Origin of the sequence: Acinetobacter lanii (genome assembly GCF_011578285.1) — a bacterium.
Taxonomy (GTDB): Bacteria; Pseudomonadota; Gammaproteobacteria; order Pseudomonadales; family Moraxellaceae; genus Acinetobacter; species Acinetobacter lanii.
The window spans coordinates 3012993-3038107 of the sequence record NZ_CP049916.1; the positions used below are offsets into that span (position 1 = coordinate 3012993).

General features: G+C 39.4%; 23 protein-coding genes, 5 pseudogenes and 1 other annotated feature. Of the genes and pseudogenes, 10 read left to right on the top strand and 18 right to left on the bottom strand.

Features of this window, described 5'->3' with window-relative positions:
- Positions 1–15: 15 nt before the first annotated feature.
- The 4 genes from G8D99_RS13695 to G8D99_RS13710 are packed head-to-tail and all read right to left on the bottom strand — an operon-like array spanning position 16 to position 2650.
- On the bottom strand, positions 16–702 hold the full coding sequence (locus tag G8D99_RS13695) for a pilus assembly protein PilX (protein WP_166326838.1): 687 nt from the start codon (positions 700–702) through the stop codon (positions 16–18).
- Complete coding sequence (locus G8D99_RS13700) at positions 699–1730, bottom strand: PilW family protein (protein WP_166326840.1); 1032 nt, start codon at positions 1728–1730, stop codon at positions 699–701. Before G8D99_RS13700 ends, G8D99_RS13695 begins: the two co-directional genes overlap by 4 nt.
- On the bottom strand, positions 1723–2208 hold the full coding sequence (pilV, locus tag G8D99_RS13705; protein ID WP_166326842.1) for a type IV pilus modification protein PilV: 486 nt from the start codon (positions 2206–2208) through the stop codon (positions 1723–1725). Before pilV (G8D99_RS13705) ends, G8D99_RS13700 begins: the two co-directional genes overlap by 8 nt.
- Before the next feature lie 10 nt (positions 2209–2218).
- On the bottom strand, positions 2219–2650 hold the full coding sequence (locus tag G8D99_RS13710) for a pilus assembly FimT family protein (RefSeq protein WP_166326844.1): 432 nt from the start codon (positions 2648–2650) through the stop codon (positions 2219–2221).
- Between the two features lie 275 nt (positions 2651–2925).
- Here G8D99_RS13710 and G8D99_RS13715 point away from each other — a divergent pair.
- Positions 2926–3748 (top strand): IS5 family transposase gene (locus tag G8D99_RS13715; RefSeq protein WP_166326846.1). Its coding sequence is split into 2 segments (ribosomal slippage): positions 2926–3303 and positions 3305–3748, totalling 822 coding nucleotides; the frame shifts between segments, so codons are not numbered across the junction.
- A 438-nt stretch (positions 3749–4186) separates the two neighbouring features.
- A pseudogene (locus G8D99_RS13720) lies at positions 4187–4777 on the top strand (IS982 family transposase); the annotation flags it as partial.
- A gap of 13 nt (positions 4778–4790) precedes the next feature.
- On the opposite strand, the gene G8D99_RS13725 reads toward G8D99_RS13720, so the two are convergent.
- Both G8D99_RS13725 and G8D99_RS13730 read right to left on the bottom strand, forming a co-directional pair.
- A complete protein-coding gene (locus G8D99_RS13725; RefSeq protein ID WP_166326848.1) occupies positions 4791–5309 on the bottom strand; it encodes an IS630 family transposase in 519 nt (172 codons plus the stop codon).
- 23 nt (positions 5310–5332) lie between these two features.
- Positions 5333–5710, bottom strand: a complete 378-nt coding sequence (locus tag G8D99_RS13730; RefSeq protein ID WP_166326851.1) for an IS630 transposase-related protein — start codon at positions 5708–5710, stop codon at positions 5333–5335.
- A gap of 51 nt (positions 5711–5761) precedes the next feature.
- Between G8D99_RS13730 and G8D99_RS13735 the strand changes: the two are divergent.
- Positions 5762–6052: pseudogene (locus tag G8D99_RS13735) on the top strand (transposase); the annotation flags it as partial.
- Between the two features lie 75 nt (positions 6053–6127).
- On the opposite strand, the pseudogene G8D99_RS13740 reads toward G8D99_RS13735, so the two are convergent.
- Positions 6128–7227: pseudogene (locus tag G8D99_RS13740) on the bottom strand (IS3 family transposase).
- Positions 7228–7272: 45 nt separating this feature from the next.
- Here G8D99_RS13740 and tnpA point away from each other — a divergent pair.
- The 3 genes and pseudogenes from tnpA to tnpC all read left to right on the top strand — a co-directional run bounded on the left by tnpA (position 7273) and on the right by tnpC (position 9713).
- Positions 7273–7701: an IS66-like element accessory protein TnpA gene (tnpA, locus tag G8D99_RS13745; RefSeq protein ID WP_004783683.1), complete on the top strand. Its 429-nt coding sequence runs from the start codon at positions 7273–7275 to the stop codon at positions 7699–7701.
- Positions 7698–8033 carry an IS66 family insertion sequence element accessory protein TnpB gene (tnpB, locus tag G8D99_RS13750; RefSeq protein ID WP_004783682.1) on the top strand — a complete coding sequence of 112 codons (336 nt, stop codon included), beginning with the start codon at positions 7698–7700 and terminating at the stop codon, positions 8031–8033. Before tnpA ends, tnpB begins: the two co-directional genes overlap by 4 nt.
- 74 nt (positions 8034–8107) lie before the next feature.
- Positions 8108–9713, top strand: a pseudogene (tnpC, locus tag G8D99_RS13755) (IS66 family transposase).
- Between the two features lie 30 nt (positions 9714–9743).
- Here tnpC and G8D99_RS13760 read toward each other — a convergent pair.
- From G8D99_RS13760 to ispH, 11 genes and pseudogenes are all read right to left on the bottom strand, one after another.
- A pseudogene (locus tag G8D99_RS13760) lies at positions 9744–9836 on the bottom strand (transposase); the annotation flags it as partial.
- Positions 9837–9984: 148 nt separating this feature from the next.
- Positions 9985–10455, bottom strand: a complete 471-nt coding sequence (locus G8D99_RS13765) for a transposase family protein (protein WP_166326853.1) — start codon at positions 10453–10455, stop codon at positions 9985–9987.
- Between the two features lie 45 nt (positions 10456–10500).
- Positions 10501–11720 (bottom strand): IS3 family transposase gene (locus G8D99_RS13770; protein ID WP_166323496.1). Its coding sequence is split into 2 segments (ribosomal slippage): positions 10501–11444 and positions 11444–11720, totalling 1221 coding nucleotides; the frame shifts between segments, so codons are not numbered across the junction.
- Positions 11329–11445: a sequence feature (AL1L pseudoknot), on the bottom strand. (Overlaps the previous gene by 117 nt.)
- A gap of 396 nt (positions 11721–12116) precedes the next feature.
- Positions 12117–12575 (bottom strand): type IV pilin protein, encoded by a 459-nt coding sequence (locus G8D99_RS13775; protein ID WP_166326855.1) that lies wholly within the window; start codon positions 12573–12575, stop codon positions 12117–12119.
- Positions 12569–13033 carry a type IV pilin protein gene (locus tag G8D99_RS13780; protein WP_166326857.1) on the bottom strand — a complete coding sequence of 155 codons (465 nt, stop codon included), beginning with the start codon at positions 13031–13033 and terminating at the stop codon, positions 12569–12571. Before G8D99_RS13780 ends, G8D99_RS13775 begins: the two co-directional genes overlap by 7 nt.
- A 9-nt stretch (positions 13034–13042) precedes the next feature.
- On the bottom strand, positions 13043–16918 hold the full coding sequence (locus G8D99_RS13785; protein ID WP_227554331.1) for a pilus assembly protein: 3876 nt from the start codon (positions 16916–16918) through the stop codon (positions 13043–13045).
- An 11-nt stretch (positions 16919–16929) separates the two neighbouring features.
- Positions 16930–17694 (bottom strand): pilus assembly PilX family protein, encoded by a 765-nt coding sequence (locus G8D99_RS13790; protein WP_171522767.1) that lies wholly within the window; start codon positions 17692–17694, stop codon positions 16930–16932.
- Positions 17691–18764 (bottom strand): PilW family protein, encoded by a 1074-nt coding sequence (locus G8D99_RS13795; RefSeq protein WP_166326859.1) that lies wholly within the window; start codon positions 18762–18764, stop codon positions 17691–17693. The genes G8D99_RS13790 and G8D99_RS13795 overlap by 4 nt, the downstream gene beginning before the upstream one ends.
- A 2-nt stretch (positions 18765–18766) precedes the next feature.
- Positions 18767–19261 carry a type IV pilus modification protein PilV gene (pilV, locus tag G8D99_RS13800; protein ID WP_166326861.1) on the bottom strand — a complete coding sequence of 165 codons (495 nt, stop codon included), beginning with the start codon at positions 19259–19261 and terminating at the stop codon, positions 18767–18769.
- On the bottom strand, positions 19255–19692 hold the full coding sequence (locus G8D99_RS13805; RefSeq protein WP_166326863.1) for a pilus assembly FimT family protein: 438 nt from the start codon (positions 19690–19692) through the stop codon (positions 19255–19257). The genes pilV (G8D99_RS13800) and G8D99_RS13805 overlap by 7 nt, the downstream gene beginning before the upstream one ends.
- A gap of 450 nt (positions 19693–20142) precedes the next feature.
- Positions 20143–21093 (bottom strand): 4-hydroxy-3-methylbut-2-enyl diphosphate reductase, encoded by a 951-nt coding sequence (ispH, locus tag G8D99_RS13810; protein WP_166326865.1) that lies wholly within the window; start codon positions 21091–21093, stop codon positions 20143–20145.
- A gap of 132 nt (positions 21094–21225) precedes the next feature.
- On the opposite strand from ispH, the gene gmk reads away from it, so the two are divergent.
- From gmk to G8D99_RS13830, 4 genes are all read left to right on the top strand, one after another.
- The gene (gmk, locus tag G8D99_RS13815) at positions 21226–21846 is read left to right on the top strand and encodes a guanylate kinase (RefSeq protein ID WP_166326867.1); all 621 of its coding nucleotides are present in this window, start codon (positions 21226–21228) and stop codon (positions 21844–21846) included.
- 75 nt (positions 21847–21921) lie between these two features.
- Positions 21922–22203, top strand: coding sequence for a DNA-directed RNA polymerase subunit omega (gene rpoZ / locus G8D99_RS13820; RefSeq protein ID WP_166326869.1), 282 nt, complete (start codon positions 21922–21924; stop codon positions 22201–22203).
- Between the two features lie 202 nt (positions 22204–22405).
- Complete coding sequence (locus G8D99_RS13825; RefSeq protein ID WP_166326871.1) at positions 22406–24511, top strand: RelA/SpoT family protein; 2106 nt, start codon at positions 22406–22408, stop codon at positions 24509–24511.
- Between the two features lie 77 nt (positions 24512–24588).
- On the top strand, positions 24589–24972 hold the full coding sequence (locus tag G8D99_RS13830) for a RidA family protein (protein WP_166326873.1): 384 nt from the start codon (positions 24589–24591) through the stop codon (positions 24970–24972).
- Positions 24973–25115 lie beyond the last annotated feature (143 nt).

Consider the following 25115-nt stretch of genomic DNA (forward strand, 5'->3'; position numbering starts at 1 on the left):
TTGATTCCTGTATAACTAAGACACTAATTCTGGTTTTCCACCCACCACATAATCTGCATGTTGTGTGTTATATGGAATACTCAGATTCGAAAAGCATACTGATACTTCAGAAGATAATTTTTTAAAACATTGCTCTATTTCAGCTGTTGAAACATGTGCGAAACTAGGAAGTGTGGATATGACAGTCACACTGATATGATTCGATACCACAGGCAAATTACTTTGACCAAGACTAGTACCTGAGGCAAAGTGTGAAAAAGGCACTGCGCTCTCTAAATTTTTCTTGATATACACTTGAGAAATAATCGCAGAGCGTCCAGTTGAAAATTGATTTGCCTTGCAAAACCCATCCAAGCCAATCTTAGAAATGTCTCCAGAATGAGAAATTGCACTGGCTTTACTCATGGAGAAAAAATTATTTTCAGAAGCCCGATAACAAAACACCAATTCATCTGTCGCATGATCCGCGGCATTAAAATAGCTGAACATGCCATCCTGTGCGAGTTGCCTTGAAATTTGATTTGGATCTTCGATATTAAATAGAGCTGCATTACTATTTTCTAAGAGTAAGATTTGAATCTGACTATTGGTGGCTAACCTTAATCCTAAAATCCCTGAGCGAACCGCCATTGTTCCAACTAACACGATGAGTAGAAGAATAATCAAGGTGACAATCAGTGTAGAACCTCTTTGTTCAATCATGAGATTGCTCCCAATGTATTTCTTAACCCCACCGCCTGACTAATCACCTGTCTTAATTGAGAAACTGAAGTCTTCATTAAATCTAATTCAATCTCAGATCCAGCCAATTGAAAAGAGACCTGCTTATTTAACTGCGCTTCTGGGGAGGCTAATGCAGAATGTGCTCTTGCTAGAAGACCGACTTCGATTGAAATCACGTTATAAAATTCAGAAGAGTGCTTAATGCTGTCCGGCATCAGTTTTATATATTGATCAATGCTCATGTAGCTCAAGTTTTTATTGGGCGCTTGTACCCCAAGTTGAATACGAAATGCATCAATGTCTCGCATCAATACTTGAGCATTTTCTCCCAAACCTTGAATCTGAGTATCATCATTGCTGTAGTAGCCATAATCACAATAAAGAGCATAACGTTTGTCCGTATTTTTTTGGATTTCAACCGTTGTTTGAGGCAGTGCCTGTAGAAAATAACGCTGCACAATAATCGGTTTTAAGGCTGATGATTGTGTATCTTCATTATTGGTTCTTTTAATTTCAAACTTAATTTCATTGCCTTCGCAGTTATAAATACCTGATTTGGTCACAATAGAACCTGCTTGACTAGCTTGCTCATCAGACGATTTGTCTAGCGTTTCCTCAACGCGATATTGCGGCATAAATTGGATAGTAATTTGGTCACTTTTGGACTGGGTTACATCTTCATCTTTGGCTTGTTTAGAGAGTAAATTGACATCTGTGCCACTTAAACGAGCAGGTAAATTATTTAAATTAAAAATAATACCAGAGCCAGTGTCTTTATTATTCACTCTTTGTTCTGTCGGCACATTTAAGTTAGCATGCCTGAGATCATGGGTAAGTTGCGACAACCCAAAATTGGCATTTTGCTGCACCTCACCAACACCGATTTGCACCCCCATAGAGCGTTGTGCATTTAGAAATACGGCAGTCCCTGCTGCAACAATAATCAATCCCAAGACCATAGCGATCATGAGTTCAATCAAAGTAAATCCAGACTGCGGTTTATTCATAATTGTAAGTCTCTACAATAATACATTGTGCTTTAGGCGCATACGCCGTCCCCTTAGTACAATCACGATCAGACTCATTATTTGTAGCCGTGGTAGTTCCCCAAGCAACATAAACACACTGACGTTTTAAAATCGCGCCTGGACAATCCAAAATCTTTATAGACATACCTAAGTCAATTGCACGTCGATTGACTTGATCAAAATCATACGTCGCCATTTGCTCAGCATTACAAAATACATTCAAACAAGACTCGACCTGTTTTTGAGTTTTTCCATAAAATTTAAAACCATCCCGATTCATTCGCATACGTTCAGATAAATCATGCGCCAAATTGGTGGCCAAGACTATTTGACTTGCTTCTGCACTCGAGGAAATTGCTCGCATCTGAAGTGCAATAAAACCGATTACCCCTATTGCCAACAAAATCAAGGAAACCAAAACTTCAATCAAACCTACACCTTGTTGATATTTAGTCATAGTTCAATCCTCAACTGAATTCTGGGCATGAACTACGCGATCGATCGTAATCAATAGCCCCATTTTTATTCACCACAATGACTGCTTTGTAGGAGGTGTCACTTTTATGTTGGATCACAAAACATTGTGAACTTTCAACTAAAGCACCGAACATATTGAAAGTGATTGTTTGAATAGGGATACTGTCCCACTCGGTATGTTTACCGAGTTGAGCTAAATGATGTATAGATTGCCCATTGAAACTAACTTGGTAGTTTTTCCTGAGCAGAATTGCTTCCGAACGGTATCCAATAAGGGATTCAACAATAGCTCTAGCATCGCTCGCAAGCTGCTGTTTTCTGATCAATTTGACCATAGAAGGGGTAACAATCGTGGTGAGTATGACGATAACACTAATCGTTACGATTAACTCTATTAGCGTAAAACCTTGAGCTCTATTCATTAAAAAAAATATAATCAATAACCGGCATGCAATATATTCATGAAAAAATTAAAATAAATAAAAAAACGATGAGTGGTAATATTTAAGGGTTAAAACAGAATAATCGCATAAAAAATAATCTCAATATTTTTATATCATTGATTAATCTTATAAGTAAATATGCAAAAGCAATCAATAAACATACTCAACCACACTGGTTTATAAAATAAATAAATCAGAATATATTTAAAAAATAGACCTCTTGCGAAAGTAAAAACTATCCTCATATAAATGTCATGAGATATCAGAAATTAAACCATTTTTCAGATTCTGAATTCAAACGCTTGGTTGGCGTACCTCGGCAAGTTTTTACTGAAATGGTCGAGGTGTTAGCAAAAGCAGAATCACTTAAAAAGAAATCAGGGCGTCCTCATACATTAGCGCTTGAGGATCAATTGTTGTTAACGCTCAATTACTTAAGAAACTACAACACTCAGCTAGAATTGGCGGCGCATTATCATATTGCTGAGAGTAACGTGAATCGAACCATTAAAAAGGTTGAGGATGCGTTGATGAAATCAAGGCGTTTTACGCTTCCGAAACGATCTATCACCACAGCAGATGAACACTTTAATTGGGTTATTATTGATGCAACAGAATGTTCAATAGAACGTCCCCAAAAAAAATCAGAGTAAGTTTTACAGTGGTAAAAAGAAGAAACATACGCTCAAAGCGCAAGTGATCTATCATCCAAAGAGCAAACAAATCATAGGTCTAGATCTATCGAGTGGTAGTCAACATGACATTAAATTGGCAAGAAAAACGATTGCAAAATTCAAGCATTGTGAATATGTGATTACTGATTTAGGGTATCATGGACTAGAGGAGCGTGGATTTAAGCTATTGACTCCTATTAAGAAAAAGAAGAATTATGCCTTATCTGATATTGAGAAAAAGTACAATAAAATCATTGGAGAAATACGAATTGTGATTGAACACATCAATCGTCAATTAAAAACATTTAGAATATTAAGTGAACGCTATCGAAATAGACGGAAAAGATTCGGTTTACGCATTAACTTAATAGCTGCACTGGCAAACCGGATAAACTTGCAATAACGACTTTCGCAAGAGGTCTATTTAAAAAATATAAGCTTATTTTGATTATATTAAAAATAAACTTTGATCAAATAACATGCTTGATGTATTTTTTTATACAGGGTGAACTATTTTAACTTAAGAAAAAAAATATAATTTAACCCGAATCGCGGATAAAAAATTAACTTGCAAAATAAGAGGACTAGAGCCATCAGTTGAGTTACCACACAAAACTTAAAACTCTAATCCCGATGTTTAATAGTATAGCTAAATAAAAAACATAAGCTACATCATTTTAAAGACGATATCTAAAACTTCCTGAAGGGTTTTATTATTCTGAGTAATCGTGTGTCTGAGTTCACTTTTTAACCTGAATCGCGGATAAGAAATTAACTTGAAAAATAGAAGGGCTAGAGCCATCAGTTGAGTTACCACACAAAACTCACAACTCTAGTCCCGATGTTTAATAGTACCGAATTATTCTGCTTAATTGATGATTTCTTTCTCAAATTTGAAGCAACCTATTGGAATTTTCTTAAGCAAAGTAATCGTTCCTTAAGAATCAGAACTGCTCATTTAACCATTTCAGAAATCTGTTTTATCGCTATTTGGTATAAATGTTCTCATTTCAATAATTTCAAAGCATTTTTCATTTGGTTAAAAGAAGATAAAAACCATTTATTTAAGTATTTGCCTTGCTATCAAAGGATGATTCATCTGATCAATATGCACCAATTGGCTCTACACGCTTTACATGTAGTGCTGATGAAAGACCAAGGTACACAATATTTATGGATTGATTCAACGACTTTGCCAGTTTGTAAAAATCAACGTATTCAACGCCATAAATCTTTAGCTAAAATTGCATCTCGTGGTAAAAGTTCAATGGGCTGGTTTTATGGCTGTAAATTGCACATTGCAATGAACCAATTTGGGGAAATTGCTTGTTCTGCTTTATCCAGTGGACATGTTGCTGACATAAAAATGGTTGAGAGACTCGTTAAAGAGATGGAAGCAAAGTTATATGGAGATCGTGGCTATATAGCTAAGTATAAAATATAAGCTACATCATCTTAAATGCAATATCCAAAGCGTCGGGAAGTGTTTGATTGCTAAGGGCAACCATATGTCTGACTTTGCTTTTTAGGACAGACCATGCTCTCTCAATAGGATTTAGATCAGGACTATATGCCGGTAGATAAACAATTCTTATCTGATATCGTGCTGCCAAGTCATCAATTACTCGACCTTTATGAATGGATGTATTATCTAGAATCAGCAAATAACTCTTAGTCTGATCATCCTTTTGCTTTAAATCCTGCAACAAATATTCCAACCAACAGACAAAAATATTCCGATCACACGAACCGTGAAAAACTAAAGGTTGAGTAAACTTGAATGGTGCATTTGATCTGACCGCACTGATCATACTGAGTCTCGTGCCATGCCCACCTGACTTAAATGCATGACAACGTTGACCTTTTGGAGACCAACCGTATTCTGCGGTTTCATTGGTATTGATGCCTGATTCATCGATATAAAGAATGTGATCTTCACCATATTGCTGCTTCCACTGAGGCAAACACCATTCAAATACAGCACGGCTTAACTTGCAGGCTTGTTTGTAGAGAAAACTCTTTTTTTACGCGTCCAACCCATCTTATTTAGAGCTTTTAAAATGACATGATAGCCAACGCTATAACCGAATTTCTGTTCAAACAAAGGAATAAGATCTTTAGCTTGGGTAAATGGCGTTGTTTTTACAAATGCATCAAAAGCTTGCAGGTCCAGAATCTTTGAGGGACGTCCTACATTTGGAGACTTAGGTTGTTTGAGTTGACCAGTCTGCTGTTCGATCAGGATCCAATCATCGAGCGTGGTTCTGGCAATATTAAATATTTCGCACGTCTTCGATTTATGCTTTGACTCTTTATAAAACTGCATGGCTTTTTCGCGTAAATCGACAGAATATGTTTTTGGCATGATCTTAAAGATTAGAGTTTTTTCTATTGTAGCTCATCTTAAGTTTTTAGCTATATTAGTCAAGAACTGAAGATTAGATTAAAAGAGCAAGGCATTGATTTAATTACCTATCATCGAAAAAATATGCAGGCTATACAACTTTCTGAGTCAGATAAATATCACTTAAAACAGCGCAATAAGATAGAGACTTTATTCAGTTTATTGAAAGGTCAGTACAATTTAGTGACAAGCAAAGCACGTAGTGTTCATGGATTTCTAGGAGGGATTTACGCGTCCTTGTGTGCATATCAACTGATCCATAAAAATAAGCCAACAATTCAAATTATGGAGTCATCGGCTTAAACAGGATTCGGGTTAAAATAAAAAATTTCCCTCTAAAACGATCAATGAAACATTCCATGAATAGCCACCAAAATTCTAGACACACATAACCATCTTTTGATGGGCCTTTTCATAATCTAATGGAGAACGCTGACCATTGGAACCATGCCTGCGTTTTGAATTGTAGAACATCTCAATATATTCAAAGATATCAGACCTAGCCTCAGTTCTTGATGCATATATTTTCTTTTTGATCCTCTCTCGTTTTAACAGTTGAAAAAAGCTCTCGGCAACAGCATTGTCATGGCAATTTCCTCGTCTACTCATACTACTTTCAAGATTATGATGCTTGAGAAATGTCTGCCATTCATGACTGGTGTATTGGCTGCCTTAGTCAGAATGGATCAGCACTTTGTTCTTTGGATTCCTTCGCCACAAAGCCATCAGTAGTGCATCTAAAACTAGATCTGTTGTGATTCTAGATTTCATTGACCAGCCAACAACAAGACGTGAAAACAAGTCAATCACAACTGCAAGATATAACTATCCTTCATGAGTACGGACATAAGTGATGTCAGTCACCCACAGTTGATTGGGATGAGTTGGGTTAAACTGTCGGTCTAAAGTGTTTGCGGCAATGACAGATGGCGTACCAGCATGAGCTCTAGGTTTACGATAGCCACGCTGCGATTTAAGACCATTCGCCTTCATGAGTCGATGTACTCGATTAATCCCACAACTTTCGCCAACATCTTTCAAATCACAGTGAATCTTGCGATAGCCGTAAACTCCACCAGATTCCAGCCAGAATTGTTTAATCAATCCTGAAAGCTGTTGCCGTTTCTTGGCAGTTTTACTGGTAGGTTGCTTTAGCCATGCATAGTAACCACTGTGATGAACATCCAGAGCTGAACATAAACGACGGACAGGCCATATGTTCTGATTGTCCTGAATAAAGGCGTACCTCATTTGGACTGGCTTGCGAAGTACACCGCGGCCTTTTTTAGAATATCCCTTTCTTCAGTGACCCTTTGCAGCTCTTTTTTTAATTTCGCTAATTCTGTCCTTGGATCACTAGATTCTATTGTTTTTGGTTGCTGTGGATCATAACGTTTAATCCAGGCATACAGACTATGAGTGGTGGTTCCTAAACGTGCAGCGTAAGCGTCCGCTGAGCCCCACTTTTCCTGACTCATTAATACCGCGATAGTGTCCACTAAAATTTAAGTGGACACCTATTTATGGATTTAAAGACAGTTATAGACACTGCACCAACGCTAAAAAAGCCCCGTCGAACCTTCACGGCTGAATTTAAACATCAACTTATTCAGCAATGCCAGCAGCCAGATACATCGGTGGCTAAGGTCGCAATGCAACATCAGATCAATGCCAATCTGTTGCATAAATGGATTCGTCAGTCCAGATCAATGGTTCCATCATTAACAATCTCATCCATTCCACAGACCGACTTCCTTCCCGTCATTCTTCACCCGACGCCAGTCAAACAAGAAGCACCTCCGCCACCTGTGCCAGAGAAGAAAGCTACCGCTCATATCAGGATTCCATTACATGATGAACAAGGTTCCGTAAGGGATCAGATGATCGAAATCGAATGGCCGGTGGAGTCTGCAACTGAATTACTGCTTTTACTTCAGGGCTTGATCAAATGATCCGTATCGATGAAATCTGGTTGTCTACCCAGCCCATGGACATGCGTGCGGGTATGGATACGGCCATGGCGCAGATTATGAAAGCCTTTGGCTCAATCAAACCGCATTGCGCCTACCTGTTCTGTAATAAACGTGGTCATCGTATGAAAGTGCTGGTACATGATGGACTGGGCATCTGGCTGTGTGCCAGGCGGCTGGAACAGGGAAAATTCCACTGGGCTAAAGTTCACCAGGGTGAAAACGTAGCTCTCAGTCCAGAACAGTTACAGGCACTAATTCAGGGTTTGCCCTGGCAGCGCATTGGACGACAGCAAGTGGTAACAATGCTCTAAACTAGGCTGCTACATTCTGCTATTCTCCAAACGTTCTATTTCCTCTGCGTCATGACCTCAGGCATACTGCGGTCATGAAAATGCTGCCTGATTTAAGCCAACTCACCCATGAACAACTGCTGGAATTTACCCGGCAGTTGGCGATGCAGCATAAGTCTCTGGCACAATCAAATCAAGAATTAGAAAAATCAAACCAGCAATTGGATGCCAAAGTTCAGCATCTTTCTATTCTCAATCAAAAATACGAGCATGAACTGGCGCTGTTTAAAAATCATAAATTCGGCAGTAAAAACGAACATCTTACCGCAAAACAAATCCATCTATGGGACGAAGCGGTCGAAGAAGATATCGCAGCGCGTTGATCTAGAATTAGAACGATTAAATGCAGATAAAACCGATGCAGTGACACAGAAAGCCACAGTCAACAAACCTAAACGTCGACTGCTGCCAGATCATCTACACACCATCCGTATTGAGCATGAACCTGCATCAACCCAATGCAGTTGTGGCTGCCAGTTACGTCGTATCGGCGAAGATATCAGTGAAAAACTGCATTTCAGACCGGCACAGTTCTACAAGGAACAGCATGTCCGTGGCAAATGGGTCTGTGATCAGTGCGACACTCTGACTCAGCAAGCGATGCCTGCCTATGTGATTGATAAAGGCATTGCTTCACCTGAATTGCTCAGCCATGTGCTGGTATCGAAGTATGCCGATCATTTGCCGCTGTACCGTCAGCGCCTGATCTATCAGCGGGCGGGCATTGATCTGTCCAGATCTACTTTATCTGACTGGATTGGTCGCTGCGGTGTGGAACTGGAACCTCTGGCCAATGCCTTAAAACAGGTGGTGCTGCAACAGCGGGTGATCCATGCCGATGAAACGCCGGTCACCATCATGCGGATGGGTGATGATGAGAAAAAACCGAAGAAAGGTTATGTCTGGGCCTATGCCACTACACAGTACAATCCAGTTCAGGCAGTGATCTATGACTTTCAGGATAGTCGTTCAGGTCAGCATGCTGAAGCGTTCCTGAATGGCTGGCAGGGTCATCTGGTCTGTGATGATTACAGTGGTTATAAAGCACGCTTTAAATCAGGCCAGGTCATTGAGGTGGGCTGCATGGCACATGCACGTCGTAAATTCCATGAACTGTATGTGACCGGGAAAAGTCAGATCGCTGAACAGGCATTAGTGCTGATTCAGAAACTGTATGCCATAGAAGCAGAACTCAGGAAAAAGACCGATGGTACAGCAGAACATCGCCGCGAATACCGGCAACAGCATAGCCAAACGGTGATGCAACAACTGTATGAATGGCTCAGCCAACATTATCTGGCGGTGCCATCGAGTTCTCCAACTGCCAAGGCGATCAATTACAGCCTAAAACGTTGGCAGGCACTCTGCCGCTATCTGGATGATGGCAATTTGCCTATAGATAATAACTGGATTGAAAATCAGATGCGCCCCTGGGCGTTGGGACGTAAGAACTGGCTGTTTGCTGGCTCGCTGCGCAGCGGCCAACGAGCTGCCAATATCATGACTTTAATCCAGTCAGCAAAGCTGAATGGACTGGATCCGTATGCCTATTTAAGTGATGTGCTGAAAAGGCTGCCGACGCATAAAGTCACCCAAATAGAAGAATTACTGCCACACCGCTGGAAATCCGACCAAAATTAAAAAATAGGCATGGGATTCAGCGGACGCTTACCGTGCAGCAACTTCAGCCACACTATGACCTTTCTCAGTGAATTGTTTTACTGCTTCAATTTTGAATTCTTCAGGATATCGTTTACTGCTCATAAGCACCTCGTTAATTAGCCATTTTATCTAACTAAAGGGTGTCTACGAAATCGGTGGCTATTCACCACTAATGTTTAAATAGAGCCAAACTTAAAATTAGAACTACTTTGTTTTTAAATTAGAACAATTAATAGAGCTCTTTCATAAGTCATTTTTCACTCAGTTCCATGTTGTAGATTCCAGCAATTAAATTGAATCTTAAGCCTAGTCTTTTGCCTCGATTACGATATCGCTCAGCAAGGATTTTAAAGGTTTTCAAACTGCCAAATACATGCTCAATTCCAATTCTTCTTTTATTGATTTCTTGATTGTAAATTTTTAGCTCGGGATCTAGTTTGCAGTGCTTCTTTGCTTTTAGAGGCAATAAGCTATTCGGATATACTGCATAAATCCCTTGATAGCCTTTATCTGCAAGGATAAAGGCACCTGCCGGAATCTGATGCAAGTTTCGCTTGAAAAGTTCGAAATCATGTACAGCACCACGACTTGTGCATAAACTCAGAACTTGCTGAGTTCTATAATGAATGATGGCCTGTACTTTGAAAGTATGTGCCTTCTTCTTCCCACTATAGCTTTTCTTCTGTTTTTTTAGGTCTTTGTATTGGGATTTCTGTGGCATCTACGATTGAACCGTACCGGGTTTGTCGGAGACTTTTTATTTAAGTTAGGCCACCTGACCTAACGGGTTAATCTTATCATAGTAGATTACTTCAAAATCAAAAGGTGATACATAACCCAGTGCACTATGTACACGTTCTTTATTGAACCAATCTACCCAATTTAGTGTCGCAAGTTGTACATCCGCTAAACCTTGCCAATCTGCTTTTAAATATTCAATCACCTCTGTTTTGTATAAGCCATTCATCGTTTCAGCCAAAGCATTATCGTATGAATCACCGGTCGTACCGACTGATGCTCGTAAATTTGCTGCTTCTAAACGATTGGTATAACGAATGGAAAGATATTGCACGCCTCTGTCACTATGATGAATCACGTTCTTTGGCATGCCTCGATCATGCAATGCTTGCTCCAGTGCATCGAGCACCATGTCTGTATTCATACGTGTTGATACTTTCCATCCAACAATTGCTCGTGAGAACACATCAATAATAAAGGCGGTATAGACCCAGCCTGAATTTGTTTGAATATACGTGAAGTCAGCGACCCACAGCTGGTCAGGCTGATCAGCACTAAAATTGCGTTTCACCAAGTCATCTGCTCGTTTTTGATCATCCCGGCTACGGGTCGTTTGTTTATTCTTACCTCGCCAAACACCTTGTATACCTAGCTTTTGCATCAATCGAGCAACTGTACAGCGCGCAATAATATAGCCTTCACGTTTCAGTTTTTGCCAAACTTTACGTACACCATATCGACCTGAACTTTCCTTCCAAATTCGTTTAATTTGTTCAGCATGATGCAAGTCATGTAAATCTCGTTTCGCTCGATGTTCTGGATTGTCCGCGAGGTCTAAAGTTCGGTAATAGGTTGAAGGTGCGATAGGTAAAATTCTACAAATCGCCTCGACTCCGTACAGCTCTTTATTATTATGGATAAAATCCACCATTATTTGTGTGGGCGGTCGAGCTCCGCCTGGGCGAAAAAAGCGGCTGCTTTGCGTAGAATTTCATTGGCTCGTTGCAGTTCTTTATTTTCGCGTTCAAGTTGTTTAATGCGTTCTTGGTCTGAAAGCTGCTGTACTTTGATTGGATTCTGTTGATTCAAATACTTCTGATGCCAGGAACGTAGTGTTTCAGGAGTACAGCCAATCTTAGGTGCAATTGCTGTGATTGCAGCCCAAGTAGAAGGATAATCTTTTTCAGATTCAATCAATAATTGAACCGCTCTTTCTCTGATTTCAGGGGTATATTTTGGTTTTGTCATTGGGACATTCTCTCAAGAAAGTTGGTCTCCGACAAACCCGGTACGGTTCATGTTGAAAATATCAATAAAATGAATAAGAAGTAGATTTTACACTGATCGAATTATGCTTACACCATCATTCTTTGAAATGAGAACACGCCCTAGGCTTATTTATATGCATCCCGGCCATCACCCTAAAAGCTTTTCAAATGATTTATCAGAAACCCTATGTATAGCCAAACGCAAACTTAGAGCTACTTTTTTTAAATTAAAACATTTAATATCAGTGATTTAAGTGTTTTTAAATATAACCTAGAACTTTAATCTAGCTATATTAACTTGGCATCAAATCTCAGATGTTCAATAAAAAGCTGGCAATTTAATATCAACCAAAATGAAAAGATAAATGCCCTAATATCATTTCCCATCCCAGTTCGATGTGGCTGAAAGTGTGCAAGTCGTTTGAGCCTTAACCCAACATTTTTCGCCCTTATTATTTAATTTCAATACACCATTTCCCGCCTGAATCGTATTGGTCATCGGTATTGCCGTTAGAGTCCAACTATTTTGTGTTACATCAGACAATGTCACGCTGTATAGCGAATCTCCACTAGCAGGAATTTGAGTGGAATGACCAACATCTGATAACTCTATAGGAACCCGTGTTCCACCTAAATTTTTTAAAAAACTAAAATTAGCAATTTTATAACGTTGTAGTGTGCCTGAGAGCTCAACAAGCTCCGTTTGAGCTTCTACCCTTTTGGTTTTAACCACATATTGTTGATATGAGGGATAAGCAATCGCCGCCAAAATACCAATTACAGCCACCACAATCATCAATTCAATCAATGTAAATCCTTTTATTATTTTTACCATTGCTCAGCCCCAGCACAATCTAATGCAATTGTTGTTCCTTTCTTTTTACATTTTAAATCTTTGCTATTCATTACATAACTGTGTAATTGTGGGTCAGTTGCTACTGCTCTCATCACCCAACTGTGTCCTGTTGCAGTCGAATCTTTCAAGGAAACGGCGTTATTGTCACCATCATAGACGGATATCTCATATTTTATTTCCGTACCCGTTGCGCCTTTAGGCAATACAGTTTGATCGGTATTAATACTAAAGCCCAAATAGTTAAAGTTTCTTGACTTATGACGCTCGAGATTTGTCGCAATATCTTGCATCATTTGTCTTGCTGTGGCTTCGCTGTTCCTACGGATATAGGTTTGATAGCTCGGAATTGCAATCGCAGCTAAAATTGCAAGAATAACGACCACAACCATTAACTCAATCAGCGTAAAGCCTTTAGAAAATTCATTGTTATTTTTCATATCTAGACTCTACTTAAATGCTTGATACCAGCGTTGTGGGATTAAACACATTTTTGAATCTACTTTGCCTGTTACACCTGTTTTATGGGTTAGTCCTATTTGACCCGCCGATAAACAATAATTACCGTTATCTTGTGAACTGGTAGTAGGGTTAGCACCACCTACATCTGTGCAGGACTCTCCTACACATTTGGTTGGTACCACTGCAGTGGCTTGCAAACCTGCCCCGATTGAACAACCATCTCCGGTTGTACATTCAACTTCATTGTTGTTCTGATTAGGTTCTTCGCCCACTGGCGTTGCATATTTTTTACACTGACCATATGGCATGCAGAAAGTATTTAGGAAACTTTCACCTTTAATGCCCGCACCACACTGCCCACCAATCCCCGCTTTACTTGAATCGAAAATTGACACATATAATCTATAATTGGCTACAACCGGCGAAGAAATCACTTTTGCACTTTGTATAGCTGTGCCATTTTTAAATTTGTAATACCAACCATTTGCCGTATAAGGAGCAACTGAAGTTGTATCATCAATACGATTTTCTTGAGTAATTTCATTAAGATCTGTTTTTCTCAAGATGGTTTTTAAGGTATAGCCTTGCGTATATAAACCACTTGCGGTGACATCTTTATCGTAAATATTATAAATTGCATCGTAGTCATAGCTCGAACTCGTTGAATACTCTTGCATAGGTAGACTACGGTTACCACTGCCGATCGAAACTACTGCAAAACTTTTACCTGCTTCATCATAAATGGAGAAAGCTGGCATTTCATAAAAGCGTGGACTTTTAGCCCCATCATGTAAATCCAATAGCGTGTGAACATTCTGAACAAATGCGCCAAGTGTGCCAGCTTGATTATTCAAATCTATTCTAAAGACTTGCCCACCTAAATCACCAAAATAAAGATGATCTGTTAAGCCGTCACTATTGCGATCTTCCGTTCGAATCTCACTGACCACACTGTATTTTAAATTTGGACTCTCGGTACCAATCACACCTGAATTGGCTTCTTTTGAACTCGTAACAGCAGATGCACTTGTCCACCACAGCAAATCACCATTTTCGGCATCAAACATATACACACCAGCACCTTGCGCAAGTGTCGGGTTATAGTTCGGATTTTCATAACCCGCATAAGCAAGCTTGTTTCCGAAACTATCACGAGCATCCCCATCTACGCCACCTGCATCATAGCCGCCACCCACGAACATAACACGTTTACGTGAATTGCCCCACTTCACCCAAGCAATGGTAGGTTTAGACCAACTCTGTCCCATATAGTGCAGCTCATTAAAAGTTTTACTACTACCGTTGTAATAAACTTTTTTATCTGCAGGTGAAATATGGAACATCAATTTTGGGGCATTCATATTTTGTAAATCAAGTGCATAATAGCTGCGCCCACCCATCCTTAAACCACCATAAACATGCTGTTTACCTGACTTATTTTCTTTACCCTTCGCTACCGTTAAACTACCATCTGTTGCAATGACATATTCAGTATAGGACGTCCAAGGGCCATCAATTCCATAAAAAAGTTTATCCAAACCACCAGTGGTTAAATCAGATTTAAGAAATGCCTCTTTCTGATTTTCAACCATTTCATTCGGAACAAAGGCAAATTTTTCTTCACCAGTCTCAGCATCAACCACATGTAAAAGACCTTGGGTTGAACCAAATAAAATATAATCTTCACGTTGTTTTGTCGTAATCAACTGTTGATCATAGTCATAGACAACTTCACCCTTATTGGTCAGCAGCAAGGGAGACGAATGCATCACCGCACCAATCTGCCTAAGTTCAGGATTCGGTTGACTCAAGTTTATATTGTTCAAATTTGTTGGGTCTACGCTATAGCCCAATAATGAAATTAAATGAGCTCGGCTAGGATCAGCTTTATATGCTGAATCTAGAGCATTTAAGTCACTTACGCGTATTTGTCGGAGTGTCGTTCCCCCTTTAAATTGAGCTGCATCTTTTGAATCAACAATTCGATTGGTGAGGACTTTACGATTTTCTGTATTTTTATCATTCAGCTTTAATTTAAGCTGCGACCAAACACCACCCTTTAAGGCAAATTTTCTGCTCCCGATAGTATTTTCGTCACCATCTGCGGCACTTGGGCTGATGGATGTAGACCATAAATCAAAATGATCTATTAGATTTCCATGGGTATCTAAAATTGTATTTTTATTTTTATCGATTAATTGACCATTATCATTAATATCGTATTTTTTAAGATTTCCAATCCACGTTTGATAGCTTTTATCAGGGGTCGGCTGAAATTGAGGATAGTAGGCGGTTGACTGTAGAACAGACGGGTTGAGTGAGTCTTTTGCGACCGTCGGTGAGCCTGTGGTTACAGATGGAATATCTGCAGAAATCGAATCGATAAGCGCTTGAATACTATTAACAATATCTTCTGATTTACTGCCTGAATACCATCCGCCTTTACCTCTAATACCCAGCTTAGCTGCATTTTTTACACTTGCACTTACGCCTGTGACAGCATCTACTTCTTGCTCAGTAGTAACAGAGGACGGTATTCCATTGAAATCATTACCAAAACCGACCATCGCCGTCTTAAATGAAACTTTCGCTGGATTACGCGAGGCGTCAACTAAAATCTCAGCTAGCTTTAAACTACAATCACTGCCTGAATCACTATCAGTACACATTAATTCTGAGGCTTTATTCCCAAGAGCTGATCTGATCACATAAGAACTATCCGAACCATTATTCGGCTCTCCATCTGTAAGCATATAGATGGCTTGTCCATGACAAGCTTTATCAGAATCCTCGTAATCTAATTGTTTATTAATAGAACTAGGATTTGAATACCTTGATTTATCTGTAACTTTTGCAGTATCGGTGGAGTAAGCAAATCCTGAGATTACATCAATGGCGTTGCGCTGTCTTTCAGTTGGATCGAACCAAAGTTCGCGTCCTGACGAAGCGTAATCAGATAATCTAACCAGAGGCGGATTATAAGAAGATGCTTGTGGGTTCCAACTACTGTTTGGTCCATCTTGACACCATGCAATATCAATGTTCTGACCTGCTAAAGCACCGTCTGTCGCTTTATAGGTTCTATAATCATTCGCAGTATTGGTTAATGGAGATTTACAAGACCATGGATCACTTCCATCTAATTTCCTATTCCCCATACTCTGATAATATTTGCGCATCAATATATTTGAATTCGTATTTGTACCTAACAAATACGCTGCAACTTCTGCAAAAGAGCGGGCTGTAGGTGTTGCAGAAACACCTTTAAGTTTTGCTACCTCCTCAACCATCAAATCACGTTGAGTTTTGCCTGATGTTGCATCAATAATTTCGTTAAGAGGACGTGCAGGCACGACTACCACACCCGCCCCCCCTTTGGAATGACCTAATGTTGATAGCCCTATAATATATTTACCATCTAATGCCGTAATTTTTTTTTGGGTATTCCCTAATAGCACATCAATCATTGCATCTTTAACACGTGTTATTCGATCATAATATTGTTTTTGGTCACTTCCTAGACAGTGCACTCGATTCATCGATGTGACAAATTTATTATCTTTGCCATGTGTAATATTAACGGTATTGGTAATTCCCAATCCTGTATCTGTAACCCCCTTCGGTAAATCACAGGCATACCCGGATCCACTAACTGTATCTACAGATCGATCCATGGATGTTGAAACGTCCAGCAAAAACATCAGCGTACGATCGCCCTCTTTGGCTTTTTGGTAGATTTCAATATCACTGGCTTGTACAGCACTGGTTAAAACTAAACCAGATAAAATAGCACTCATACTCGCAACTAAGACTTGGCGGGGTAAAAGTCTAGTCATCGATTCTAAAGTTAATTTTTTTTTCATATTCTTCCCCATTAAGAAAACTCTTGAGTAATGGTGTATTCAGTGACATGTGTTGTAAAAGGAACGTTCAGTTCTGTAAGGCATTGGTTCACATTTTTTCTTGTAACGGATGAGGCTGAAACCGTAGTCCCCTGAGGAATGCTCACTTCACTCATTCTTTCTTGCAAACAGGTATTCAGTTTTGTTCGATCACCACTGTACAAACTCGGGATCAAAGAAACAGCAAAAATTTTTACGCGTTTTGCTTCTTCGACTTTACTTTGTTTTGGATCTGAACCTCGTTGTCGATCACTAAAAGGTTCATTACGACCGGATGTAGAAAATTTCACAGAAACTTGGGTCATGACTACTTTACGCATACTGGTAAAGAAATTTGATCCAGTATTATTTGCATCACAATATCCATCTTTACCAATAGAAGCATTGGTTGGTGCTTGCTTACCCGGTTCCCACTCAATTAAAGAGGCTTTGCCTAATTTAAAGAATTCCTTTTGATCCCCTCTAAAACAAAAAACTAATTCTTTATCAATATCATGGTCATTATTAATATAACCAAACATACCACTCGTGCTTAAACTCTGTACAAAATTTTCTGTATTTTCTACATTGAAAAAAGTAGCATCTGAGCTTTGATTGAGTAGCTGTTGGGCTTGACTGCTGGTTGCAATATTGAGCACCATTGAACTTTGTCTCATTGCCAATGTTCCAATCACCGTTAGAATCAACAGTACGAATAACACCACAATTAAGGTTGCGCCTTTCTGTTTAAACATCATTTTCCGCGCTCCCCAATTGCATTTCTTAAAGCAACATTTTGTGTGATAACACGTCTTATATATTTTGTTGTGACTTCTGGGTCTGTTTTTATGACGACATTTTGATCTAGAACTTTGAAATTTTGGTCATTTTTGATCACCTGCTCTCGACCTACAGTATCCAATGACCGAGCAAGGATCCCCAGTTGAACCGCAATGATTCTCGGTCGAGGACTGGCCAATTTCATATATTCGTCTACAGAGATATACTGACGTGTATTGTCATGATGTTGAATACTTAACAGAAAATGAAAATGATCCACACGACTCATAATCACTTCACCAGCATCCCCATAATTATTAATGGCTGTTGGCTCGCCAGATTTTGAGTAGTAGCCCGCATCACATGCCAATGCCAGAGCATCATTAGGCTCATTAGATTGTTTATTACTGGTTCTTAAAAAATAGCGTTGAACTACAACTTGTTCACCAAAATCACCTTCGTCTCGTTTAAGTAAAGGGAAATTTAAGCTATTGCCTTCACAATCAAATCCACCAATCAACTCATCATCGTTCTGATTTGCAGTGCCTTTATCATCTAGTTGATATTGTGGTAAATATTGAATCACCAATTGATCACTTAACACATCAGTTGAACTCGAGGCATCTTTAACATTCGATTTACCTGTCCATTCAGGAGCACTCCCTTGCTCAGCTGCACCATGACTTCTAGAAAGCAAATTGACTGAAGCCGTTGCTCCTGTAATGGTTTGATATAAATTACTTAAAGGTGTTGAAATCTCATCCTTAACATCCATCGTGGCATTTTCAGAAGAGGTTAAAACAATGCCACCATATGCTGTTTCATCATTAATCACTGATTTTTGCGTATTTAAGTTCGCCAATCGAATATCTTTAGTGATGTAGTTCAAACCAAAGTTAGCGTTATCCTGTAAGTTGGCAAGACCTTGTTGCATTGAATAGCTTTTTTGCCCCGTCATCAGCATTAATATCGCTGCAGCCGAAACCAATAAACCTAATGCTAAGGCAAGCATCAACTCAATTAAGGTAAATCCAGCATTATGTTTCATCCTCAATATGCCTCCATAATCAGGCATGTTGAATTATTATTGTAAGCATTATCATGTGTACAATCGCCAGTGCCTTCGCCATTGGTTGCACTGGTATCCCCCCAAGCCACATAGATACATTGTAAATCGTTGGTGTTATTTGGGCATTTCATGATGTTCATAGACATCCCCAAGGCTTGCGCCTTAGTCACCACTTGTGCCACATCGAAGTCAGCCATAGCTGTTTGATTGCATTTTGCTGAGTCACAATCGGTTTCAGAACGAGCTTGGCTTTGAGGGTCAGCCAATTGTGTTTTATAGGTATTAAAAGCGGTCCGATTGACGCGTATTCTTTCTGCTAAGTCTCGTGCTAAAGACACTGCCTCGACTCTTGAAGCTCCTTCTTCAGTGGCATCTAAGGCTTTATATTGCAAAGCAACATATCCCAATACCGCTATAGCCAACAGCAATAAGGCAACCAGAACTTCAACTAAACCTACCCCTCTTTGATCTAGCATGAAGCGTTCTCCTTAATCGCATCGACTCCCCCTAAAACACTGACCGTTAATACTTTTTTTAAGGCGTTGTCTGATTTATGAGTAATAGCAATACAACCATTTGTTGGACGTGTCTTTAAACGCCCCAACATATCGAATTGAATACTACTCGGTGACTTTATTTCAGCCTTTTTGGCATCCCAAAAAAAATGGGTTGTTGTTGTCTCATCGTTATCTGATTTATTGAAATTCAATGTGACGTCTTTTTTTAAAATAATCGCTTGTGTTCTTGCCTCGGCCATAAGTGCGAGTACATCTTTAGTTTCATGATTAAACTGAATTTTTGAGATTTGACTATTAAAATTGGGCATTGCGATGACTGAAATAATAGCCAAGATACTGATCGTGACCATCAGTTCAATCAGTGTAAAACCCCGATTTATTGAATTCATCTTCATATTCTTCTGAATTTTTATTTTATAAAAACAATATACTTGGCAATCAGATCAAATCAATTCAGTCTTGATAAAGCGTCTTAAACAGCAGATAAACGGGATACAGTTAACACTAATCATTGTTTTTGTGTAATCATTTGTTAAATTTATTTATAAATCATTAAGATTTGGTTTACTTTTCACCTTTTTTTATTTTTTAAGAAAAATTAAAACAAGGTCATTAAGCCATCTCTAGAAGTTCGTTTAAAATTTTTTATATTTCATTATTAAACACTTAGATTTTAAAAGATTCCGTGAAATAAAATATCTAACAATTTTCTAAAGATGCTCGAGCCAATATAAAAAGTTGAAAAAATACGAAAAAAGTAACGTTTCATTGCTGCTTAAATTTAACTTTGATAATAAAAAAGCCAAGGCGTTGGCCTCGGCTTTTAAAGTCTTTCCAGATTAAGCTTGGATTACATTAATCCGTAATTCTTTCGGTAAACTAAAAGTAATATTTTCTTCGCGACCATCAAGCTCTTTAGGTACATTGGCACCCCAATCTTGAAGACGCTGTAACACTTGTTTAATCAAAATTTCTGGGGCAGAAGCACCTGCTGTTACACCCACTTTTTCAACATTTTCAAACCAAGACAGTTGCAACTCATCGGCATTATCGACCAAGTGCGCTTGTTTACCCATGCGTTCAGCCAATTCACGTAGACGGTTTGAATTAGATGAATTTGGCGAACCCACCACCAACACTACATCACATTGATTGGATAAATCGCGTACTGCATCTTGACGATTTTGCGTTGCATAGCAAATATCATCTTTACGCGGGCCTTGAATATGCGGGAACTTGCTCCGCAGTGCATCGATCACTTTAGCGGTATCATCAATCGACAAGGTGGTTTGAGTGACAAAAGCCAATTTCTCAGGATTATTGACCACAAGATTTTCGACATCTTGTTCATCTTCCACCAAATAAATATCACCACCATTCTTTTTATCATATTGACCCATGGTGCCTTCCACTTCAGGGTGCCCTTCATGACCAATTAAAATCGCTTCAGTGCCTTCACGGGCATATTTGGTCACTTCAATATGCACTTTGGTCACCAATGGACAGGTCGCATCAAAGACTTTTAAGCCACGACGCGCAGCTTCTTGTTGAACCGCTTTCGATACCCCATGGGCGCTAAAAATCACAATATTATCATCCGGCACTTCATCCAGCTCATCGACAAAAATCGCGCCACGCTGACGTAAATCATCGACCACAAATTTATTATGTACCACCTCATGGCGAACATAGATCGGTGGATTGAAGCATTCAAGCGCACGATTGACAATCGCAATGGCACGGTCTACACCTGCACAAAAACCACGGGGGTTGGCCAATACAATTTCCATAAGATCCTCAGTTCACTTCATTTGAATGGACGATATACAATAAATTTGCAAACTAAATGCGAATTGCTATTTAGTTTAAAACTCGTCTGCTCTAAAATAGAGAAGATATTTTATCATATCAGGAAAAATATCATGTCGGGTCTCTTGTTTGTCGTTTCAGCTGCATCTGGAACAGGCAAAACATCATTAGTTAAAGCCCTACTTGAGCGCGTAAGCAACTTACACGTTTCTGTGTCGCATACGACACGTGGACAACGTCCAGGTGAACTTGAAGGTGTTCACTATCATTTTACCAGCAAAGACACATTCTTAGAGCAAGTGCAACAAGGTGGTTTTATTGAATACGCTGAAGTATTTGGTAACTACTATGGTACCTCTCAAGAAACAGTGCAGAAGCAACTTTCCAAAGGTCACGACGTTTTACTGGAAATTGATTGGCAAGGTGCTGAACAGGTTCGTAAACTTTTTCCTGAATCTAAACAAATTTTTATCTTACCGCCAACACAGTTCGATTTGCGCCAACGTTTGTCAAATCGAGGCACCGACTCAGTCGAAGTGATTGAACATCGTTTGAGCTGTGCGGTCGAAGATATGCAACAATATGTAAACTTTGATTACATCATTTTAAATGATGATTTTAATAAAGCGTTGCATGATTTAGAGTCTGTGATTAACGCCAATCGTTTGTCTTTGGCACAACAGGCCGTACGTCATCAAGAGTTGATTCAAAAATTAATCACACCGAAAGCGTGATTAAACTTGAGTCTATAGGCGAAGCAATTTATACTGCGCAGTCTATTGAAATAAATTTTATTACTGAGAAGTCTTATGGCACGCGTAACCGTTGAAGATTGTTTAGACCATGTAGACAACCGCTTTGAGCTTGTACTAGTGGCAAGCAAGCGCGCGCGTCAACTGGCTCGTCAAGGTATCGAACCAACTGTAGAGTGGGATAACGACAAACCGACTGTTGTCGCTTTACGTGAAATCGCTGAAGGTCATGTCAGCAAAGATATTCTTAAACAACGTGATCAAGATTACCAAACGTCAAGCTTGGATCTTGCACTTTCTGCAAACAGCTTAAACTTAGATGGTTTTTCTTTCCAATAAGTTTGAACTGTTTTAAAAAAGCCTAGTTTACATACTAGGCTTTTTTATTCTTTATTTTTAGAGAATGATTCGACAAAAATCGAAAAATTTGTTAAAAAAAATAATTGTTTTTTTATTAGAAAATTTACACATTAAACGATATGCTTTTTTAAACAAAGCCGATGGTTTTTTCTGTAAATTGAGCAACATCTAAAGGTGTCATATGCCAGGCCCAATGGTCAGCCAAGCCAAGCAACAATTGAAAGCGATTATCGACGCATATTTAGCAGAATCTGATGTCGAGCGGGTGCTTGTGGCTTGTGATTATGCTGACATTGCGCATGATGGCATTACCCGTAAAAGCGGTGAACCCTATATTCTTCACCCGATTGCGGTGACATGTATCCTTGCACATATGCGACTCGATGCAGAAACCTTAATGGCTGCCTTGTTGCATGACGTGATTGAAGACACTGACTTTAATAAAGAAGACATCGCTGGCAAATTTGGCATCACCGTTTCCGAACTGGTTGATGGTGTGACCAAACTCAGTCATTCAAGCGATAAAGAATATAATAAAGCCGCTTCATTCCGAAAAATTCTGCAAGCGACCTTACAAGATCCTCGTGTCATTATTATTAAATTGGCAGATCGCTACCATAACATGACCACACTGGAAGCTTTGCGTCCAGATAAGCGCGCGCGTATTGCCCAAGAAACTTTTGATATTTTTGTACCGATGGCGCGTCTAGTTGGTATGAATGAAATGGGTGATAACTTAGAACATCTGTGTTATCAAAACCTTGACCTGGATATGTTTAACGATGTGCAAGAAGCCCTGTTACAAACCAAACCTGAACGTTGCAAATATCAATCCACGTGGGAACAGAAGCTTACCAACTTACTAACCGCATATAGTGTTCCAGGTCGAATCAAAAAGAAAAACAACAATATTGAACTGCTTCGCCACTTTGTTAAAAATGAAATCGACTTACAAGAACTCACCCATAGCCACGCCTTTGAAATTATTTTACAAAGCATTGCCGACTGTGATCGTTTGGTCGACATTTTAAAAGAAAATTTCCAAGTCCTCAGTTATCAAGATCATATTCGTCGCCCGCTTCCGGGAGGCAACCAGTCTTTAATGTTGCGTTTAAAAGGTGAAAAGACCACGCTGTCTTTAACCATTCAAACCGAACTGATGCGTAAAGCGGCACGTTTTGGTGTGGTGCTGGGAGAAAATGCACCGCAAGCCTGCCGCTCTGCCATTCAAGCCTCGATGCAAAACTTAAATACTTTGGTCGGTGGCGATTGTGCCAAAACTACCTTTAGCGATTTATTGGATTATTTACATCAAGAAAAAATTTGGGTGTATACCCCACATGGTCAGTTGCATGAACTTCCACAGGGAGCAACCGCGGTTGATTTTGCCTACTCTGCCAGTTTGTTCTTGGGCAATCATGCAGTCGGTGCCAAAGTGAATGGGGAAACCAAACCGCTTTCTACCCCACTTATGAGCGGTCAAGTGGTGGAAGTGATTACCGATGTTCTCGCCTCTCCAAACCCAGATTGGCTTAGTTTCATTAACACCCAAAAAGCCCGTCGCTCCATTCAAAATATTTTAAAAGATCAAGATATTGAAGAACAGCGTTTGGTCGGACAGCAAGCCTTAAATCGTGCTTTAAAATTGTTTAATCTTTCAATTAAAGACTTGTCTGAAGATGATTGGATTGAGCTGTTACAATGGCGTCATATTCCAACTAAAGATCGTCTATTTGAACAAATTGCGGTAGGTGACTTACTTCCGCAATTGGTGGCAAACCACTTATTTGCTCAAGATCAGAATGAGCAAAGTGTAGTATCTAATCGCCTAATTTTGGGCACAGACGGCATTGATGTAAAATATGCACATTGTTGTAACCCTGTATTTGGTGACCCGATTCAAGGGCATTTATCGCGTCGTGGTTTGATCGTGCATCGTGCACGTTGTCACAACTTACTACATGAGCAAAATCTTCATCCCGAAAATATTATGGCTTTACATTGGTCGAGCGAAGAAGATGATGAAATCAACTTCAATGCTTTCCTCAGCATTGACCTTTTACTCGATGATGAACAAGTCTCTGAAATGATTTATATTTGTCGTAAATCTAAGATCGGCATTGAAAATGTACGTAAACACGAGCAAAAAACCTATCTCAATATCGTGGTGAATAATCGTAAGCAAATTGCCAAAATCATTCGAGAACTGCGGATGCAATTTGGTTTCCCGCGCATCTCACGTATGGCAATGCCGCTCACGGTTGAAGAAGTCTCAAAAGCGGGCTAAAAGTTTTTCTCTAATATGACTTTCACGATGCGATCTCATCCTTTATGATGAAATGAGATGAAATAAAGGAGAAATCGATGTCCCGCCAAGTGATTCATACTGAAAATGCACCTGCTGCAATTGGTACTTACTCTCAAGCAATTTTAGTAAACGATACACTTTATCTTTCTGGTCAAATTGGTTTAGACCCATATAGCATGGAATTGGTTGAAGGAATCGAAGCTCAAATTCGTCGTGTATTTGACAACCTTAAAGCAGTATGTGAAGCAGCCGGTGGAAGCTTAGCAGATATCGCAAAACTCAATATTTTCCTGACTGACCTGTCCCATTTCCAATTGGTCAACCAAATTATGGGCGAGTATTTTGCTCAACCTTACCCAGCTCGTGCAGCCTTAGGTGTGGCAAGCTTGCCAAAAGGCGCATTGGTTGAAATGGATGGCGTTGTGATCATCTCAAAATAATCCATTCATTGAATTACTTTACTATCAAATAGATAGCTAGATAATTAATCAGACCACCGAATGCGCAAGTTTGAGCAAAACTCATTTTTCCGCTTAGGTGGTCTTTTTTAATTAAAAAACTCAATCGGCTTAAATCGAATTTT

Bases quoted from the DNA above. Each gene is read 5' to 3' on its own strand.
- G8D99_RS13695 (WP_166326838.1), bottom strand. From the start codon at position 702: ATGATTGAACAAAGAGGTTCTACACTGATTGTCACCTTGATTATTCTT.
- tnpA (WP_004783683.1), top strand. From the start codon at position 7,273: ATGGATTTAAAGACAGTTATAGACACTGCACCAACGCTAAAAAAGCCC.
- gmk (WP_166326867.1), top strand. From the start codon at position 21,226: ATGTCGGGTCTCTTGTTTGTCGTTTCAGCTGCATCTGGAACAGGCAAA.
- rpoZ (WP_166326869.1), top strand. From the start codon at position 21,922: ATGGCACGCGTAACCGTTGAAGATTGTTTAGACCATGTAGACAACCGC.
- G8D99_RS13730 (WP_166326851.1), bottom strand. From the start codon at position 5,710: ATGCCAAAAACATATTCTGTCGATTTACGCGAAAAAGCCATGCAGTTT.
- G8D99_RS13830 (WP_166326873.1), top strand. From the start codon at position 24,589: ATGTCCCGCCAAGTGATTCATACTGAAAATGCACCTGCTGCAATTGGT.
- G8D99_RS13795 (WP_166326859.1), bottom strand. From the start codon at position 18,764: ATGAAACATAATGCTGGATTTACCTTAATTGAGTTGATGCTTGCCTTA.
- G8D99_RS13790 (WP_171522767.1), bottom strand. From the start codon at position 17,694: ATGATGTTTAAACAGAAAGGCGCAACCTTAATTGTGGTGTTATTCGTA.
- G8D99_RS13775 (WP_166326855.1), bottom strand. From the start codon at position 12,575: ATGGTAAAAATAATAAAAGGATTTACATTGATTGAATTGATGATTGTG.
- G8D99_RS13710 (WP_166326844.1), bottom strand. From the start codon at position 2,650: ATGAATAGAGCTCAAGGTTTTACGCTAATAGAGTTAATCGTAACGATT.
- ispH (WP_166326865.1), bottom strand. From the start codon at position 21,093: ATGGAAATTGTATTGGCCAACCCCCGTGGTTTTTGTGCAGGTGTAGAC.
- tnpB (WP_004783682.1), top strand. From the start codon at position 7,698: ATGATCCGTATCGATGAAATCTGGTTGTCTACCCAGCCCATGGACATG.
- G8D99_RS13765 (WP_166326853.1), bottom strand. From the start codon at position 10,455: ATGCCACAGAAATCCCAATACAAAGACCTAAAAAAACAGAAGAAAAGC.
- pilV (WP_166326842.1), bottom strand. From the start codon at position 2,208: ATGACTAAATATCAACAAGGTGTAGGTTTGATTGAAGTTTTGGTTTCC.
- G8D99_RS13785 (WP_227554331.1), bottom strand. From the start codon at position 16,918: ATGAAAAAAAAATTAACTTTAGAATCGATGACTAGACTTTTACCCCGC.
- G8D99_RS13700 (WP_166326840.1), bottom strand. From the start codon at position 1,730: ATGAATAAACCGCAGTCTGGATTTACTTTGATTGAACTCATGATCGCT.
- G8D99_RS13825 (WP_166326871.1), top strand. From the start codon at position 22,406: ATGCCAGGCCCAATGGTCAGCCAAGCCAAGCAACAATTGAAAGCGATT.
- G8D99_RS13780 (WP_166326857.1), bottom strand. From the start codon at position 13,033: ATGAAAAATAACAATGAATTTTCTAAAGGCTTTACGCTGATTGAGTTA.
- pilV (WP_166326861.1), bottom strand. From the start codon at position 19,261: ATGCTAGATCAAAGAGGGGTAGGTTTAGTTGAAGTTCTGGTTGCCTTA.
- G8D99_RS13805 (WP_166326863.1), bottom strand. From the start codon at position 19,692: ATGAATTCAATAAATCGGGGTTTTACACTGATTGAACTGATGGTCACG.